Origin of the sequence: Acinetobacter sp. YH12102 (genome assembly GCF_013419125.1) — a bacterium.
Classification (GTDB): Bacteria; Pseudomonadota; Gammaproteobacteria; order Pseudomonadales; family Moraxellaceae; genus Acinetobacter; species Acinetobacter pseudolwoffii.
This window is the reverse complement of sequence record NZ_VPAS01000001.1, coordinates 326,278-343,616: the sequence shown is the minus strand read 5'-3', so window position 1 is coordinate 343,616 and position 17,339 is coordinate 326,278. Positions and strand designations below refer to the sequence as shown.

Annotated in this window: 18 protein-coding genes; 10 read left to right on the top strand and 8 right to left on the bottom strand. The window is 45.1% G+C overall.

Translation table 11 applies throughout. From position 1 onward, the window contains the following. The first annotated feature begins 212 nt into the window (after positions 1–212). From infA to FTU42_RS01600, 3 genes are all read left to right on the top strand, one after another. A complete protein-coding gene (gene infA / locus FTU42_RS01610; RefSeq protein WP_001284370.1) occupies positions 213–434 on the top strand; it encodes a translation initiation factor IF-1 in 222 nt (73 codons plus the stop codon). A gap of 133 nt (positions 435–567) precedes the next feature. Beyond that, the gene (locus tag FTU42_RS01605; protein ID WP_159138782.1) at positions 568–948 is read left to right on the top strand and encodes a hypothetical protein; all 381 of its coding nucleotides are present in this window, start codon (positions 568–570) and stop codon (positions 946–948) included. A gap of 146 nt (positions 949–1,094) precedes the next feature. Further along, entirely contained in the window at positions 1,095–1,499 is a 405-nt protein-coding gene (locus FTU42_RS01600; RefSeq protein WP_180039685.1) for a hypothetical protein, read from the top strand. A gap of 83 nt (positions 1,500–1,582) precedes the next feature. Here the strand turns inward: FTU42_RS01600 and leuB are convergent, their stop codons facing one another. From leuB to leuC, 4 genes are all read right to left on the bottom strand, one after another. Further along, positions 1,583–2,662 carry a 3-isopropylmalate dehydrogenase gene (gene leuB, locus FTU42_RS01595; protein WP_180001571.1) on the bottom strand — a complete coding sequence of 360 codons (1,080 nt, stop codon included), beginning with the start codon at positions 2,660–2,662 and terminating at the stop codon, positions 1,583–1,585. Between the two features lie 42 nt (positions 2,663–2,704). Continuing rightward, positions 2,705–3,268 (bottom strand): hypothetical protein, encoded by a 564-nt coding sequence (locus tag FTU42_RS01590; protein WP_180082922.1) that lies wholly within the window; start codon positions 3,266–3,268, stop codon positions 2,705–2,707. An 87-nt stretch (positions 3,269–3,355) separates the two neighbouring features. After that, positions 3,356–4,006 (bottom strand): 3-isopropylmalate dehydratase small subunit, encoded by a 651-nt coding sequence (gene leuD, locus FTU42_RS01585; protein WP_100329281.1) that lies wholly within the window; start codon positions 4,004–4,006, stop codon positions 3,356–3,358. 119 nt (positions 4,007–4,125) lie between these two features. Further along, positions 4,126–5,559 carry a 3-isopropylmalate dehydratase large subunit gene (gene leuC, locus FTU42_RS01580; RefSeq protein ID WP_100329282.1) on the bottom strand — a complete coding sequence of 478 codons (1,434 nt, stop codon included), beginning with the start codon at positions 5,557–5,559 and terminating at the stop codon, positions 4,126–4,128. Between the two features lie 261 nt (positions 5,560–5,820). Between leuC and FTU42_RS01575 the strand changes: the two genes are divergently transcribed. From FTU42_RS01575 to ovoA, 3 genes are all read left to right on the top strand, one after another. Further along, positions 5,821–6,057, top strand: coding sequence for a DUF2061 domain-containing protein (locus FTU42_RS01575; protein WP_005172852.1), 237 nt, complete (start codon positions 5,821–5,823; stop codon positions 6,055–6,057). A 195-nt stretch (positions 6,058–6,252) separates the two neighbouring features. Then, positions 6,253–7,128, top strand: coding sequence for a LysR family transcriptional regulator (locus tag FTU42_RS01570; RefSeq protein WP_180082921.1), 876 nt, complete (start codon positions 6,253–6,255; stop codon positions 7,126–7,128). A gap of 149 nt (positions 7,129–7,277) precedes the next feature. Further along, on the top strand, positions 7,278–9,452 hold the full coding sequence (ovoA, locus tag FTU42_RS01565) for a 5-histidylcysteine sulfoxide synthase (protein ID WP_180082920.1): 2,175 nt from the start codon (positions 7,278–7,280) through the stop codon (positions 9,450–9,452). Positions 9,453–9,495: 43 nt separating this feature from the next. On the opposite strand, the gene FTU42_RS01560 is transcribed toward ovoA, so the two are convergent. Both FTU42_RS01560 and FTU42_RS01555 read right to left on the bottom strand, forming a co-directional pair. Then, a complete protein-coding gene (locus tag FTU42_RS01560; protein WP_005095458.1) occupies positions 9,496–9,744 on the bottom strand; it encodes a DUF2789 family protein in 249 nt (82 codons plus the stop codon). Between the two features lie 169 nt (positions 9,745–9,913). Further along, positions 9,914–10,564, bottom strand: coding sequence for an HAD family phosphatase (locus FTU42_RS01555; protein WP_100355812.1), 651 nt, complete (start codon positions 10,562–10,564; stop codon positions 9,914–9,916). Positions 10,565–10,746: 182 nt separating this feature from the next. Between FTU42_RS01555 and FTU42_RS01550 the strand changes: the two genes are divergently transcribed. The 3 genes from FTU42_RS01550 (at position 10,747) to FTU42_RS01540 (ending at position 14,145) form a co-directional block, all read left to right on the top strand. Further along, on the top strand, positions 10,747–11,229 hold the full coding sequence (locus FTU42_RS01550; protein WP_005095455.1) for an RNA pyrophosphohydrolase: 483 nt from the start codon (positions 10,747–10,749) through the stop codon (positions 11,227–11,229). Positions 11,230–11,317: 88 nt separating this feature from the next. Then, positions 11,318–13,615 carry a phosphoenolpyruvate--protein phosphotransferase gene (gene ptsP, locus FTU42_RS01545; RefSeq protein ID WP_005172856.1) on the top strand — a complete coding sequence of 766 codons (2,298 nt, stop codon included), beginning with the start codon at positions 11,318–11,320 and terminating at the stop codon, positions 13,613–13,615. Between the two features lie 41 nt (positions 13,616–13,656). Further along, a complete protein-coding gene (locus FTU42_RS01540; RefSeq protein ID WP_005095451.1) occupies positions 13,657–14,145 on the top strand; it encodes a hypothetical protein in 489 nt (162 codons plus the stop codon). Here FTU42_RS01540 and FTU42_RS01535 read toward each other — a convergent pair. Further along, positions 14,142–14,321: a hypothetical protein gene (locus tag FTU42_RS01535; protein WP_005095450.1), complete on the bottom strand. Its 180-nt coding sequence runs from the start codon at positions 14,319–14,321 to the stop codon at positions 14,142–14,144. The genes FTU42_RS01540 and FTU42_RS01535 overlap by 4 nt on opposite strands. Positions 14,322–14,963: 642 nt before the next feature. On the opposite strand from FTU42_RS01535, the gene FTU42_RS01530 reads away from it, so the two are divergent. Further along, positions 14,964–16,484, top strand: a complete 1,521-nt coding sequence (locus FTU42_RS01530; RefSeq protein ID WP_180082919.1) for a catalase — start codon at positions 14,964–14,966, stop codon at positions 16,482–16,484. An 89-nt stretch (positions 16,485–16,573) separates the two neighbouring features. Here the strand turns inward: FTU42_RS01530 and FTU42_RS01525 are convergent, their stop codons facing one another. Continuing rightward, the gene (locus FTU42_RS01525; protein WP_180001567.1) at positions 16,574–17,275 is read right to left on the bottom strand and encodes a DUF542 domain-containing protein; all 702 of its coding nucleotides are present in this window, start codon (positions 17,273–17,275) and stop codon (positions 16,574–16,576) included. Positions 17,276–17,339: the final 64 nt, after the last annotated feature.

Below are 17,339 nucleotides of genomic sequence, written 5' to 3'. Positions count from 1 at the left end.
GTACTTCATTTATACTTAAAAAGATTAATTTTAGATTAACTGCGATTGACCAAACTGACAACAGAAACCGACATTTTTTTAGTTAAAAAGTTTATCCTGATCGTTCGCTTATTTTACTGACAGATGATCAGTCTAACACCCGTTTCACCTTGTATTTTGCAAAAAAATTGACTATAATTTGCGCCTTTCCAATTTATTCATTCAGGTAGGCTATGGCCAATAAAGAGGAACTCATCGAGTTCGAAGGCGTTGTCACCGAGACGCTTCCTAATACTATGTTCCGTGTACGTTTAGAGAACGGTCACGAAGTGATTGCCCACATCTCTGGTAAAATGCGTAAACACTATATCCGTATTTTAACTGGCGACAGTGTGAAGGTTGAAATGACACCTTATGATTTGACCAAAGGTCGTATCACCTATCGTGCACGCTAAGTTTTAGCGCAAGCAAAAGCCACTTTTAGTGGCTTTTTTATTGCTTTAATTTTTTATTGAACAATAAAATAATTTGACACTGAACTATAAACTCACGACTATTCATTTAATTAAAATAACATGTCTAAAAACCATGAATATGAAGTGCTTGGTCCTGCTGTGCAGCTTAATCCTCGTCGCCTGTGCCACAGGCGGCAAACATCACCTAAATCAGTCGCTACAACACTATGTCGGTCAAACTGCCGCACAGGTTCGCAGCCAGCTTGATCTGAGTGCAATGGGATTTAAAACCGCCCAGCAACCGATTCAGACAGCAGAGTTTCTCAGCTATACTATTTTTCGGGATATGAATATTCCGATGGGCACACCGAATATTAGTCAGAGTATCTCGATCGGTGCACCAATGCCTACGCCCTCAAATGGCGGTTATAGCATCGAGATGAAATGCCAAATCCGGTTTGAGCTGAAAGATGAAATTATCCAATCCGTTCGCTATAGCGGCAGGGCTTGTTAAGCTGTCATCCTGTAGTCCAATTTCTTTGATGGATTGATGTTGAGCTAGCTCTCGCCCCCATCTGTACCGCGTGTCAAATTACAACAATACCAATCACACTTCCTGCCTACACTATTGATGAGTCGTTCCTTTGAAGGAGTGAAATGATGCGATTTTCCTATCCCCAACTATCGCTCGGTATTTTGGCCAGTGTTTTAATAGCGGGCTGTGCACATTCCCCCAATATGGGCCAATCTGAACGCGAAGCCTATTTGCAGCAGTTTATTGGACAAAGCAGCCAGCTGATCGATCAAACTCTGGATCTGAAACGTTTAGGTTATCAGCAGGTCAGTGGGCCTGAACTCAGTGCCCAGCAATTAAGCTATGTGGTACAGCGCCCTGTTGCAATTCCTTTGCCTGTAGCACAGTTTCCGGCAGCAGGCGGTGCTGTACCTATTCCGGTTCCTGTGAGTCCTTCAGGTGGCTATGACGTCAATCTGCAATGTAAGATCACCTTCTTACTCAAAGATAATATTGCAACCGCAGTTCGTACTACAGGTCGAACCTGCTAACCTGAGCTAGATACGAGAAATCTGACATAAAAAAACGCAGCTCAAGGCTGCGTTTTTTAATCAGTTTTTAAATCGAAACAAACTTAGTTTAATGCAGCAACCACTGCCTGACCCATTTCAACTGTACCGACTTTCTGCATGCCTTCAGACATAATATCTGCTGTACGCAAGCCTTGATCCAAAACATTGCCTACGGCATCTTCAATCGCTTTGGCCGCAGCTTCTTCACGGAAGGTGTAGCGTAGCATCATCGCAACAGACAAAATTGTGGCCAATGGGTTCGCCAGGTTTTGGCCCGCAATATCAGGGGCTGAACCATGACAAGGCTCATACATACCTTTAGCATTTTCATCTAGCGAGGCTGATGGCAACATGCCGATTGAACCGGTAAGCATCGCTGCTTCGTCAGACAAGATATCACCGAACAGGTTAGAGGTGACAATCACATCAAACTGTTTTGGCGCGCGCACCAGTTGCATCGCAGCATTGTCGACATACATATGTGACAAGTTAATTTCTGGATACTGTTCTTTTTTCAACGCAGTAACCGTCTGTTTCCACAGCTCTGTTACTTCAAGTACGTTGGCTTTATCCACTGAACAGACTTTAGCACCGCGCAGCTTCGCCATTTCAAAGGCAACTTTGGCAATGCGTTTGATTTCAGATTCTGAATACACATCCGTGTTATAACCTTGCTTCTCGCCATTTTCCAATTCACGGATCCCACGTGGCTGACCGAAATAAATACCACCCGTCAATTCACGCACGATCAGGATATCCAGACCTGCCACGATTTCAGGTTTCAGGCTTGAAGCATCAGCCAATTGTGGATAGAGAATCGCTGGGCGCAAGTTGGCAAACAGGTTCAGTTCGCTACGTAATTTTAATAAACCGCGTTCCGGACGGATTGAGCGCTCGATCGTATCCCATTTTGGCCCGCCGACGGCACCCAATAAAATTGCATCGGCTTTTTTGGCCTGTTCCGAGGTCACTTCAGGATATGGTGAACCGTGGGCATCAATTGCCGCACCACCGAGTAAACCCTGTTCCCATGTCAAATCGAGATTAAATTTTTCATTTACACGATCCAGTACCTGCTCTGCCGCTTTGACAATTTCAGGACCGATGCCATCACCAGCTAAAATCAAAATTTGTTTAGACATGAGATTTTCCGTTTAAAGCGTCAGATTCAGACCTGACAAAGGTTAAATTTTCTTTTCTACAAACTCTGCAATGCCGTTGACCACATTATAAGGTTTGCAAAAACGACGAATGGTTTTTTGCTCTTGCAATAAATCCACGCAAAGCGGATCAGGTGCAGAGGCATTTAATAAACTGCTGCTACGCGCACTACGGTCGCGGAACATTTTCAAGGTATAAGTTTTGTTGGCCTGAAAGCGATGAAACACATGTAAAATTTCCGCTTTATCCTTACTTATTGGATAAAAACGGACGACTAATTCATGCTGTCCTGCGGGTACTGACAAGTAAATCGGATTGGCCTGACTTAAATTCTTAGCCTGCAAACGTACCAGTTTTTGCTTTCGCGCCTCATTACTGAGGCGGCCATTGTCGTTATTGACAATGATGGTCTGGTTTAAGCGCTCGAACTGGCAATCCGATGTTCCTTTACAGTAAATCAGGGCATTGTTTTTGCTTTCGGCATTTTCTTTGGCATGTTTGAGCTTCATGGTATCGATGCTTTGACATGCAGTCATCAGCACCGACACCGTACTTAAAGCAAGCCACTGTTTCCAATAATTCGCCATAATGTCTGTCTTACCCAATCAAAAAATCCAATAATCTTCCGATATTAGCAAGGGCATCGCAGTCATGCTATGACAATTTTCGCTGATTTAGCCCTGAATTTCGGCAAATACCCATGGACGTGATTGTTTGGTTTTTTCCTCATAAGCACGAATGTCATCCGCAGCTTGTAAAGTTAAACCAATATCATCCAGACCATTTAACAGGCAATGCTTACGAAATGGATCGACTTCAAATTGAAAGCTTTCACCATTTGGTGTGCGTACTTCTTGTGCGTTCAAATCGATGGTGAGTTGATAACCTTCAGTTGCAAAGCATTCTTTGAATAACTGATCAACAATCTCTTCAGACAAAATCACAGGCAACATGCCATTCTTAAAGCTGTTGTTATAGAAAATGTCGGCATAGCTTGGTGCAATCACGGTACGGAAACCGTATTCTTCCAATGCCCATGGCGCATGTTCACGACTAGAACCACAACCAAAGTTGGCGCGTGAAATCAAAATGCTCGCGCCTTGATAGCGAGGTTGGTTTAATGCAAAATCCTTGTTTAAAGGTCGTTTTGAGTTGTCTTGACCCAAATAGCCTTCATCCAGATAACGCAATTCATCAAATAAATTCGCACCAAAACCACTACGTTTGATCGATTTCAAAAACTGTTTTGGAATAATTAAATCGGTATCGACATTGGCCCGGTCTAATGGTGCAACGATACCTTGTTCAACGGTATATTTTTTCATTGTCTTTATTCCTAAAGAATGTCATCACTTTAAATCTCCCCTAACCCCCTCTTTATTAAAGAGGGGAACTTCCTCCTTTTCTAAAAGGTGAGAAGCATTGCTTCGCAAGAGGGGGATTTTTAGAAACTACGCACGTCAACAAAGTGACCGGCAATTGCCGCGGCGGCTGCCATTGCAGGGCTGACCAGATGCGTACGACCGCCATTGCCCTGACGACCCTCAAAGTTACGGTTAGACGTCGATGCACAATGCTCGCCCGGTTGTAACTTGTCAGCATTCATTGCCAGACACATTGAACAACCTGGTTCACGCCATTCAAAGCCGGCTTCTACAAACACTTTATCCAGGCCTTCAGCTTCTGCCTGGGCCTTGACCAGACCCGAACCCGGAACCACCATCGCCTGCTTGATGCTTGCCGCGACTTTACGACCTTTGATCACTTCAGCCGCAGCACGAATATCTTCAATACGCGAGTTGGTGCATGAGCCAATAAAGACACGGTCTAATTGAATTTCAGCCAAGGCCTGCCCGGCATTTAAACCCATATATTGATAAGCACGGTTCCAGTCATTGCGTTGTACTTCGTCTTTGGCTTGTTGCAAAGTTGGTACTGCCTGAGACACTGGAATCACCATTTCAGGAGAGGTTCCCCAAGACACTTGCGGCTCGATCTCTTCGCCTTGCAAGACCACAACTGTATCAAAGTGTGCATCTTCATCCGAATGTAAGGTATTCCAATACACTACGGCCTGATCCCACTGTTCTGCAGTCGGTGCATAAGGACGGCCTTTAACATATTCGATGGTTTTGTCATCGACAGCGACCATACCTACGCGTGCACCGGCTTCGATTGCCATATTACACACGGTCATACGACCTTCAATCGACATGTCACGGAACACCTGACCGCCAAATTCAATCGCATGACCAGTACCCCCTGCTGTACCAATCTTGCCGATAATCGCCAAGACCACATCTTTCGGTGTCACGCCCTGACCCAACTGACCGTCAACGCGTACCAACATGTTTTTCATCTTCTTTTGAACCAGGCATTGGGTCGCCAATACATGTTCAACTTCTGAAGTACCGATACCATGCGCTAAACAACCGAAAGCACCATGGGTCGCAGTATGTGAGTCACCACAGACCACGGTCATGCCCGGCAAGGTTAAACCTTGCTCAGGCCCAACCACATGCGCAATCCCCTGACGGATATCATTAATATCAAATTCAACAATATTAAAGGTCTTGCAGTTGTCGTCCAAGGTTTGTACCTGGATGCGCGAAGTTTCATCTTCAATGCCGGCAACACCCTGTTCACGCTCTTTTTTCGAGGTGGGTACGTTATGATCTGGTGTAGCAATGTTTGCGCTTAAACGCCATGGCTTGCGCCCGGCGAGTTGTAAACCTTCAAATGCCTGTGGCGACGTTACTTCATGTAATAAGTGACGGTCGATGTACAGTAAGGCAGAACCATCATCACGTTGTGTTACTAAATGGTCATCCCACAATTTATCATATAATGTTTTTGCTGTTTGGGTTGCGCCTGCCATGTCGATGTACTCCACTGGACTGGGTAAATTCTTGCTCTGATTTTGATTATATCGCTGCTGTCACATAAATCTAATTTATCATTTTTATTAGTTAAAAAACTTTTTGGAATCCTTCAAAAGCTGAATAAAATCATGCTTTCGCTGCATTCCCATAAATCTACTTTTCCGATCAATTTATTAAAAATATTCGTTTTTACAAATTAAATGAGAATTATTATTATTCCTGCATAGACAGAGATTTATATTTTGAGGAACTTCGGCATGGCACATATCCAACGTTTTGTAGACAATAACCAGCGTATGTTTAAAAAGACCTTCAGCTATTACATTATGCACATCACGGTGGCGATGATTGTCGGTTATTTGGTGACTGGCAGTTTGGCCATGGCAATTGCCTTAAGTTTACTGGAACCCACCGTACAGGCAGTGGCGTTCTTCTTCCACGAAAAAATCTGGGAGCGCAATATCGAACAGCAGAATGAGGACATCACCGCCTGATCTTTTCTGTCGATGTTCCTGACCAAAGACCATCTCATCCAAGAGGGTCTTTTTTTGGCGCTATTTAAATCCCAAGGCTTTGAAAATGTTTAGTAATGCAGCAATGCAATAGAAACAAGCGAATTATGCTTTGATTTATTCTTAAAAAATAACAATAATATAATTACACATAAAAATTCTTTATAGGTGATTAAGATGAATCTCGCAGCTTTTGAAGCCTTCGTAAAAGTCATGGAAACTGGTTCGATTTCTCTGGCCGCAGATCAGCTTTTTATTACCCAGCCTGCCGTCACCAAACGTATTCACAGTCTGGAAGAATATTTTGGGGTCAAACTGTTTGAATCCGCCGGACGGGGTGTACAAGCCACCCATGCCGCGCATTCGCTGTTGCCAAAAGTGAAAAACTGGCTGAATGAACTCGGTGATATTCATTATACCTTGAGCCATGAACAGGGTCAGGTACAGGGCAAATTGAAAATCGGCACCAGCCATCATATTGGCCTGCATCATCTTCCAAGTCATTTGCGCCGCTATGTACAAGAATATCCGGATGTAAGGCTGGATGTACATTTTGTCGATTCCGAGCAGGCGCACGAACAAGTCATTGCCGGCGATCTGGAACTGGCATTTTTAACCTTGCCGCCACGGGGCGATGCACGTCTGAATTATGTCACCATCTGGAATGATCCTCTGGTCTTTGTAATTGCACCCTTTCATCCACTGGCCCAGCAAAAAAATCTGTGCCTGGAAGATTTGCTGAATTACCCGAGCCTGCTACCGTCTTCACAAACCTATACCTCACAGATTACTTTGGCCGAGTTTGAAAAACAGGGCATTAAACCAAAAGTCAGCATGAGCAATAATCCGCTGGAATCAATCCGCATGCTGGTATCCATTGGTCTCGGCTGGTCTGTGCTGCCAAAAACTCTGGTCAATCACGATCTGCATCAGCTGGATATCAATCTGGAAATGAACCGCCGGCTAGGCATGGTCTGGCATCCGGGTCGTACTCAGTCCAAAGCGGCGCAAGCTCTGGTTCAACTTATGCAAAGTAGTTCCCTGCCTCTTTAATTCATTTCTAAAAATGCTGCATTCAAAACAGTGCAGCATTTTGTTACCTAAATACACCCATCTGGGGATTTCTTTCGCGTATTTTTAAGATAAATCTATTCTTTTGCGATGCAGAGAAATACTTAAAATTATTCGATGGAGCCTGACGGATGCAGCTCGATTCTCCCCTAAAATCCCTCTCTCAAGATAAAACAAATACCAGCAGCCTATGGCTTTCGGCCAAACCGATGCTGTTGCCTACCCCTGCGCTTGATTTTGCCGACGAACAAACAGCGCGACACAGCCTGCGTGACTACTTCCTGAATACCTTTGATACCTATGAGCAGTTATTTGAATGCCTCAAGCATGAAGATGCTTTTTTTATCAAGCCGATTAACTTGCGTCATCCGCTGATTTTTTATTTTGGTCATACCGCGACTTTTTTTGTCAATAAACTGCTGCTGAGCAAACTCATTACTGAACGTCTGAATCCGCATTTTGAAAGTATTTTTGCGATCGGAGTCGATGAAATGAGTTGGGATGATCTGGATGAAGTGCATTATGACTGGCCGACTGTGCAGGCAGTCCGGGATTATCGGCATCAAGTGCGCGCCCTGATCTTGAACATTGTTGAGCATGCCCCGCTGAATCTGCCCTTAAACTGGCACAATCCGTGGTGGACGCTGATTATGGGCATCGAGCATGAACGGATTCATCTGGAAACGTCATCGGTGCTGATTCGTCAGCATGCTTTAGAACATGTACACCAGCATCCGCAGTGGCGTGCCAATATCATTACCGGCATTGCCCCGGAAAATAGTTTGATTGCTGTGCCTGAAGGCCAGATACATCTACAGAAAGATTTTAACCATCCTTTTTATGGCTGGGACAATGAATACGGCCAGCATGAAGCCGAAGTTGCAGCCTTTGAAGCTGCAAAATATCTGGTGTCGAATCAGGAGTTTCTGGCCTTTGTCGAAGCAGATGGCTACCAGACCGGACACTACTGGAGTGAAGAAGGCTTAGGCTGGCTACAATTTTCACAAGCGACTCATCCGTGTTTTTGGTGCAAGACTGAACTCGGCTGGTCACTGCGCCTGATGCTGGAAGAAGTCCCCATGCCCTGGGATTGGCCGGTAGAAGTAAATTATCATGAAGCCAAAGCCTTTTGTCAGTGGAAATCGCAACAGCTTGAAAAAACCATCCGCCTGCCCACCGAAGATGAATGGTATCGCCTGTATGCGGTTTCAGACCTGGATCCAGATTTACCCAGTCCTGAACAGGCCAATATCGAATTGAAATATGGCACCAGTTCCTGCCCGGTCGATCATTTTCAGCAGGGCGATTTCTATGATATTCAGGGCAATGTCTGGCAATGGACTGAAACGCCAATCTATCCGTTTCATGGCTTTCAGGTGCATCCTCTTTATGATGATTTTAGCACCCCGACCTTTGATGGACGGCATAATATTATTAAAGGTGGCTCCTGGATTTCAGCAGGCAATGAAGCCCTGCACAGTTCACGTTATGCTTTTAGACGGCATTTCTTTCAACACGCTGGCTTCCGCTATGTCGCCTCTGATCAAGCCTTGCAACAGTTTCCTTCACAGTATGAAAGTGACCAGTTGGTGTCTCAATATCTGGAGTTTCAGTACGGCGCCGAATACTTTGGCATCGCCAATTTTGCCAAAACATTGGTGCAGCTGGCACAGCCGTATTTCCGGGAAACTGCATGTAAAAGTGCTCTGGATATTGGCTGTGCTACTGGCCGCGCCAGCTTTGAACTGACACACTATTTTGATCAGGTCACCGGTCTGGATTTTTCTGCACGCTTTATTCAGCAAGCCGTCTTTCTGGCCCAAGGTCACCGAATCCGTTATCAGCTCCCCGTAGAAGGTGAATTAAGCGAAGAGAAAATCTGCTCGCTTAAGGATTTCGCTTTGGATCGGCTTGCCTCTAAAGTGGAATTTTTTCAGGCCGATGCCTGTAATCTGAAAGCACATTTTATTGGCTATGATTTTATTCTGGCGGCCAATCTAATTGACCGGCTGCATCATCCCAAAGACTTTTTGATGCAGATCCATCAACGGATAAATATGGGTGGAATTCTACTGCTCAGTTCGCCTTATACCTGGCTGGAAGAACATACTGCACGTGATGAATGGCTGGGCGGGTTCAAGCAGGCAGACAGAGAGGTCACTACGCTAGAGGGTATCTCGGAAATATTAAAGGCTCATTTTGAGCTGGTGACCCAGCCTCAGGATGTGCCTTTTGTTATTCGTGAAACCGCCAGAAAATATCAACATAGCTTGTCGCAAGTCAGCATCTGGCGACGCACTCACTAAAGCCTTCAAGCTAAAAAAGCCAATCATTCGATTGGCTTTTATTTCATCCTTCACTGGTTGAGTTTTCATGCAGGGATTCATTGAGTTGATCCACCACAATGGCCCATGAACCATCAGATGCAATTTTTTCGGTTAGAAACTGACGTTGTGCTTCTGACCAGTACGGTGCATCGAGTAAAGTCAGATCTTTATGCAGTTGATGTTCGTGAATAAACTTTTCAATGCCTTCCTGAGTGGCATCCAAGCCAAGCTGCTGAAACAGATGTGTCATACGCGGTCGAACGTGAGTCATAGCATTACACCTCAAACTTTTCCATTATTTTCATGTCCTGTTTTTTGAGCATAACATGTCCGAGGCAAGCGGACTGTGAAAAAACATTAACACTTACATTGAATTCGGGCAGATAAAAAAGCACAACCGAAGTTGTGCTGGATCAATCAGATGGATAAAAGGCAATCAGTTAAATCGACCAGTCCTGTATGTTCCAGCCCTGCGCTTTGGCTAAAGCTTCAAGGCGGTCATCCGGATTCACCGCAATGGCATGATCGGCATATTCCAGCAAGAAACGGTCATTAATCGAATCTGAATAGGCCCAAGACTCGGTCACATCGCGACCTTGCAGCCACTGTTCCAGACGCACCAGCTTGCCTTGTTGATAACACGCGGTATTGATCACTTTTCCGGTATATTTGCCATCGAGTACTTCAGCATTGGTGGCAATAATTTCAGTAATGCCGAATTCACGAAAAATTGGTGCAGTAATAAAATCCGAAGTCGCGGTAATTCCGACCAGAGCATGACCGGCGTCTTTATGCCGTTGAATGGCCTTAAAACCTTCTGGACGCATTTGCGGGCGAATCACCTTTTGCATAAACAGCTGGTGCAACTCGGTTAAATAAGCATGCTCATGTTGGGTCAGAAACTGGAACACAAATTCATTATAGGCATAGGGGTCTAACTGACCTTTTTTATAGTCGTCATAGAACTTGTCATTCATGGCACGATGCTGCACCGGATCGACCAGGCCCTCGCTGACCAGAAACTCTCCCCAAGAATGATCCGAATCCGTGTTTAACAAGGTGTGATCGAGATCAAATAGCGCCAATTTCATGAAAATACTCGTAAAAACTGAAATTTAAGAAAAAAATTGTAAATCTATCTCCGCTAGTCGATAGAAATTCGTTAAGATCATAGCAATTTTAACATTTTTAAACTTTGCTTTTTTCGAGTTGGATAAAGAAATAACGCTCCCCGATGGCAAAGGTATAAATTAAACAATTTTTAGGTAGCCAAATGATCGACTCTGAGGGTTTCCGACCAAATGTCGGGATCATTTTGGCAAACGATGCTGGACAAGTTTTATGGGCAAAACGCATTGGTCATAATGCATGGCAATTTCCACAAGGAGGTATCCAATATGGAGAAACCCCTGAGCAGGCACTCTATCGTGAGCTGAGAGAAGAAGTTGGCTTATTGCCCGAACACGTCCAGATCATCGCGCAAACCAAAGGCTGGTTGCGCTATCGTTTGCCGCATCGATACATACGACCGGACTCCGATCCGGTGTGCATCGGTCAAAAACAAAAGTGGTTTTTACTCAAACTCACGGCCCCCGTTCAGCATATTCAGTTGAATCTGTCTGATCCGCCGGAATTTGATCAATGGCAATGGGTCAGTTACTGGTATCCATTAGGTCAAGTCGTGAATTTCAAACGTGATGTTTATCGCAAAGCCCTGGTGGAGTTGTGTCAGCAGCTGCCCCAGCAAAAACCTTAAAAAATCGCATAAATCATGCAGATTTTTTGGTCGGCTATTGTTATAAATAAACGTATCACTGAAATTCTGAATAGACGGAGCAGACCTTATGTCGAATATGCAACTGGACACGTTGAGACGTATTGTTCAAGAGATCAATGCATCTGCCAGTTTGCATGAATCCCTCGATATCATGGTCAAGCATGTCGCGGACGCCATGCATGTCGATGTCTGCTCTATTTACCTTCTGGATGAACGTAACCAGCGTTATCTGCTGATGGCTTCCAAGGGCCTGAAGGCTGAGTCTGTAGGTCACGTATCGTTACAGACTGGCGAAGGTTTGGTGGGTCTGGTCGGCCAGCGTGAAGAAATTGTCAATCTGGACAATGCACCCAAACATGAACGCTTCCTGTTCCTGCCTGAAACCGGTGAAGAGCTGTATAACTCTTTTCTGGGCGTCCCGGTGATGTACCGCCGTAAGGTAATGGGTGTGCTGGTGGTTCAGAATAAAGAATCTCAGGATTTCTCTGAAGCCGCCGAATCATTTCTGGTCACACTGTGCGCGCAGCTCTCTGGCGTGATTGCCCATGCCCATGCGGTGGGCAATATTGATGTCTTCCGCAAGCCAAATAACCTGCCTGCCTATAAAACCTTTCAGGGTGTGTCCGGTTCAGGCGGGATTGCTCTGGGTCGTGCCGTGATTCTCTACCCGCCAGCAGATCTGGCCGCCGTTCCCGATCGTGAAGCCGATGACATCAGCGAAGAACTACAATTATTAGACAGCGCCCTCAACTCCGTCCGTGAAGAAATCCAGTCGCTCGATGACAAGATGCAGGATGCGCTGATGGCCGAAGAACGCGCCCTCTTTAGCGTATTCTTGCGGATGCTGGATGAAAATGCCCTGCCGGCAGAAATCAAGGCGCTCATTCGCGAAGGCCATTGGGCACAGGGTGCAGTGCGCATCGTGATTGATAGTCATGTGGCACAGTTTGCCCAGATGCAGGATGATTATTTACGTGAACGGGTGGCAGACTTAAAAGACTTGGGCCGCCGTATTCTGGCGCGTTTACAGGAAGCTGATGCCAGTCATCGTGAGCTGACCGATGAGAGTATTCTGATAGGGGAAGAGATTTCCACTGCAGCTCTGGTTGAACTGCCAGTGGATAAAATTGCTGCGATTGTCACCACTGAAGGTGCCATGAACTCGCATATGGTAATTGTGGCACGTGCCCTCGGCATTCCGACTGTGGTCGGTGTGACTGAACTGCCAATTAATACCCTGGATGATGTAGAAATGATTGTTGATGCGCATCAAGGCCGGGTCTTCATCAATCCGCCACGGCGTTTGCGCAGTCGCTATAAAGAAATTCAAAAAGAAGAAGAACAGATCGCCAAAGATCTGCGTCAGTACGAAACCAAAGATGCGATTACCCCGGATGGGGTAGCGGTAAAACTGTACGTCAACACCGGCCTGATGATCGATGTGGTCCGTGGCGTGCAACGTGGTGCCAAAGGCGTTGGTTTATACCGTTCTGAAATTCCATTTATGCTACGCGACCGCTTCCCGGGCGAAGAAGAACAGCGCGCGATTTATCGCCAGCAACTCACTCATTTTGCCAATAAACCGGTAGTGATGCGTACCCTGGACATTGGGGCAGACAAAGACCTGCCGTATTTTTCGATTGAAGAAGAAAATTCGGCACTGGGCTGGCGTGGCATTCGTTTTACCCTGGATCATCCGGAAATTTTTTCTTCACAAATTCGCGCCATGCTTAAAGCCAGTATCGGACTGAATAACCTGCATATTCTGTTGCCGATGGTGACCAGTGTCAGTGAGGTTGAAGAAGCCCTCTATTTACTGGAACGTGATCATGCGGCGATTCAGGAAGAAGAACAGGTCAAAGTGAACAAGCCAAAACTCGGCATCATGGTGGAAGTGCCGAGTGTGCTGCATCAGATTGATGAGTTTTCCGAACTGGTCGATTTCTTCTCGGTTGGCTCTAACGATTTGACTCAATATCTTTTGGCAGTCGATCGCAATAATCCGCGGGTTGCCAATGTCTATTCACATTTACATCCTGCCGTACTGCGTGCCCTGACCCGTCTGGTGCAGGACTGTCATCGTAATGAAAAACCGGTCAGTATCTGCGGTGAAATGGCAGGTGATCCGCTGTCTGCGGTTTTGCTCATGGCCATGGGCTTTAATACCCTGTCAATGAGTTCGAGTAATATCCTGAAGGTACGTAAAACCATTTGTCACGTGCCGATGAGTGATGCACAGGAATTGCTACAGCATGTGTTAAAAATGGACAATCCACTGATGGTAAAAAGCTGGCTGGAATATTATTTCAGAACCCATGGTTTGGGTGATATGGTGAAATCAGCCACGCGTATGGTGAGTGCCTAATCCGGGACTTTTCCAGTCCCTCGACGAGTGTAGAGGTGGTTATGGAATTTCTGGTTATCCTGTTCATGCTCATTGCGGTGTTCTATATTGTTATTATTGCACCTGCCTTGCGGGCCCGGAAAAATGCGGATTATTCCGGTTCATCTTATACACGTCCTGCCAGCGGCTATGCCGATCGGCCTAAAATGTCCCCTCTATTGGGCATCGAAATTTCAGCATCCCAGCGACGGCGTTTAGGCCGAAATGATCCCTCTGTGATAGCGGCCAAACTCTATCGTCAGCAAAAAGATCAATTTGCCAGTTTTCAGCAGGCCAGAACTGAACCTCACCCTGCACATTATGGACAGCCAAATCAGGGAAGACTGAATAAATTATTTAATGATTTTATACGAGATGAGCCAACAAATTCATCGCGGCGCTCCACTCAAAATACACAAAATCGTAGCAACCGCCCCGTTGCCCCGCTCTCTCCACTTGGAACCAACCCCAAACAGCCAACGCGTCATCCTCAACCACCTTACAGATCTTAAGCTGCCATTAAAAAAGGGCGATCTTCCATAGAATATCGCCCTTGTCTGTGCTTGTTGTAGCCACGTTTTGCATTTTTCTTTCGGTCTACAAAAACCTGACTTTTGTTGACTTCATGCATGTGTTTTGCCACAAAATTATGGATCACCACATGCTCGACTGTTTTCTTCTTGGCCATGTTGTACTTTCGCCTTTTAACTAGATTTTAGTGAGTTTCCACGCGAGTGGGAAAATAATGATACGCCATTTTGGACAATTTTCAAGCATATTTGCCAATGCTTTTTTTAAAAATAAAGACCATTTAAGCAGGATATTCTGTATACAAAAATGAGCACTATAGCCGGAAAACATGCTGATTACATTCAGCACTTTATGATGTTTTTCACACAGACAAAACCTAATCAAAAAAAGCATTTAAAATAAATCAGTTATAAGATTTATTTTAAACAGCACGATTCATCTATTAGTTTGATCCTTTGATAAAAACATATAAGGGACTTAAAGATTGTTATTTTCGTTTAATCCGATTCATTATTTGAGTTATCCAAAATATAGAGAATTTGATATTGTCAAAGAGTAGAAAACCGGCTACTTTTAAAAAGTAACCATTTAATTTTAAATATTTTAGACTTTATTAACTTTAAAAATATTTTTTGAGTGACATCACTCAATTATATCCTGTGAATTCCACTTTGTGCGCTAACAGTATTTATATCAAGATATTGAAAATAGAGTAAAACCTGATGCCCTTCGCAGATAACTCAATATTTTATAAATACTGGATAAACGCTACAAGATATTCAAAACTTGGAGAGGAAAAATGAGCCAAGATTTTAAAAAATGCCCTGTTACCCACCTGACCACTGAAGCGGGTGCGCCTGTGGTCGACAACCAGAACAGTATGACCGCAGGTGCACGTGGTCCATTACTTGCTCAGGATTTATGGCTGAATGAAAAACTGGCTAACTTTGTTCGCGAAGTGATTCCTGAGCGCCGTATGCATGCCAAAGGTTCAGGTGCTTTTGGTACATTTACCGTGACCCATGACATTAGCCAATATACCCGCGCTAAAATCTTCTCTGAAGTGGGCAAAAAAACTGAAATGTTTGCGCGTTTCTCTACCGTTGCCGGTGAACGTGGTGCTGCCGATGCAGAACGTGATATTCGTGGTTTTGCCCTGAAATTCTATACCGAAGAAGGTAACTGGGATTTGGTTGGTAACAACACACCAGTATTCTTCTTCCGCGACCCTCGCCAGTTCCCTGACCTGAATAAAGCAGTAAAACGCGACCCACGCACCAACTTGCGTAATGCGACCAATAACTGGGATTTCTGGACATTGCTGCCGGAAGCATTGCACCAAGTCACCATTGTGATGTCAGATCGTGGTATTCCAGTCGGTTATCGTCACATGCATGGTTTTGGTAGCCATACCTACAGCTTCATCAATGCCAACAATGAACGTTTCTGGGTGAAATTCCATTTCCGCACGCAACAAGGCATTCAAAACCTGACCGATGCCGAGGCAGCAGAACTGGTTGGTCGTGACCGCGAAAGCAGCCAGACTGACCTGTACAATGCGATTGAACGTGGGGACTTCCCGAAATGGACCCTGTTCGTACAAATCATGCCAGAACTTGAGGCAGAACAAGTACCATATCATCCATTTGACCTGACTAAAGTCTGGCCGAAGGGTGAATATCCACTGATTGAAGTGGGTGAATTTGAACTGAACCGCAACCCAGAAAACTACTTCCAGGATGTTGAACAAGCCGCCTTTGCACCAAGTAACCTTGTTCCGGGGATTAGCTACTCACCAGACCGCATGCTACAAGCGCGTTTAGTTAACTATGCCGATGCTGCACGTTACCGTGTAGGCGTGAATCATTCACAAATTCCAGTGAACGCAGCACGTTGTCCGGTGCACTCAAACCGTCGTGATGGCCAAGGTCGTATGGATGGCAACTATGGCAGCTTGCCACACTATGAGCCAAACAGCTTCCACCAATGGCAAGAACAGCCACAATACCGCGAACCGGCATTGAAAATTCGCGGTGATGCAGATTTCTGGGATTACCTTGCAGATGATAGCAACTATTTCAGCCAGCCACGCGCATTGTTCAACCTGATGAACCCTGAGCAAAAACAGGCCCTGTTTGATAACACCGCACGTGCGATGGGCGATGCTCTAGACTTCATTAAGTACCGTCATATCCGTAACTGTTATGCATGTGACCCAGCTTATGGTGAAGGCGTTGCTACTGCATTAGGCATGACGGTTGCTGATGCCCAAGCTGCTCGTGCAACTGATCCTGCACTGGGTCAGCCAGGTGTGCTGTAATCTTTGCCCTTAAAGATTCACTAAAAATATAAAGCAATAAAATACCCCTATTTCGATAGGGGCTTTTTTTAGTTTAGAGCCTTGAGAATTTAGCTAGTATAGCGCTTAAACAACACGCTATTTTCTTTAGCAATGTGTAAAAACACATCATCGACCAGTTCATGCAGTTTGGCATAGACCACTTTGACCGTTGGGCAGGCATAATCCGGCGGGGTAAAATGCCCGGTCAGTTCAATGATCTGTTTAATCAACTGGCCTGCGGCATCATGCTCATCTTCAAGTTCTGCAATTAAACTTTTAATTTTGTCTAAATCTGCTGCAGACTTTGTTTCAAGCCGCAAAGCTGGAAACAAAATTTTCTCTTCTTTGGCAAAGTGCTGTTCAAGTTCCATTTTAAGCAAGCTAAAACAACGATGCAGTGCCAATAAACGTTCTGGATCATGCTTAAAGTGCACCAGTAAAATTTTATTGACCAGTTCATCCAGCTCTTTCCAGAGCGCTCGTTCCGGCACATGATGAACAGAGAGAATTAAATCAATTAATTCCTGATCAGATGATTCACTGACTGGTACATCGGTCTGTTCCTGAGTTAAATACTGTTGATAGGCCTGCTGGATTTCATTTAAAAAATCGGCAGCAAGTCCGGTTTCCTGCATCGCGGTTTGTAAACTCCGATCGCCCTGACAGCAGTAATCTATCTGTAACGCATTCAGTCGCGGGGTAATGGCGGGAAAGAAAGTGACCAACTCGCCCAGTGTGGTCTGTTCAGTAATCTCTAATGTTCTGGTCATTTTATTATCCTTCTCATCTGTGCAACATGGTGGAATCTGAACCTGACGCGAAGCCTCTTTAAAC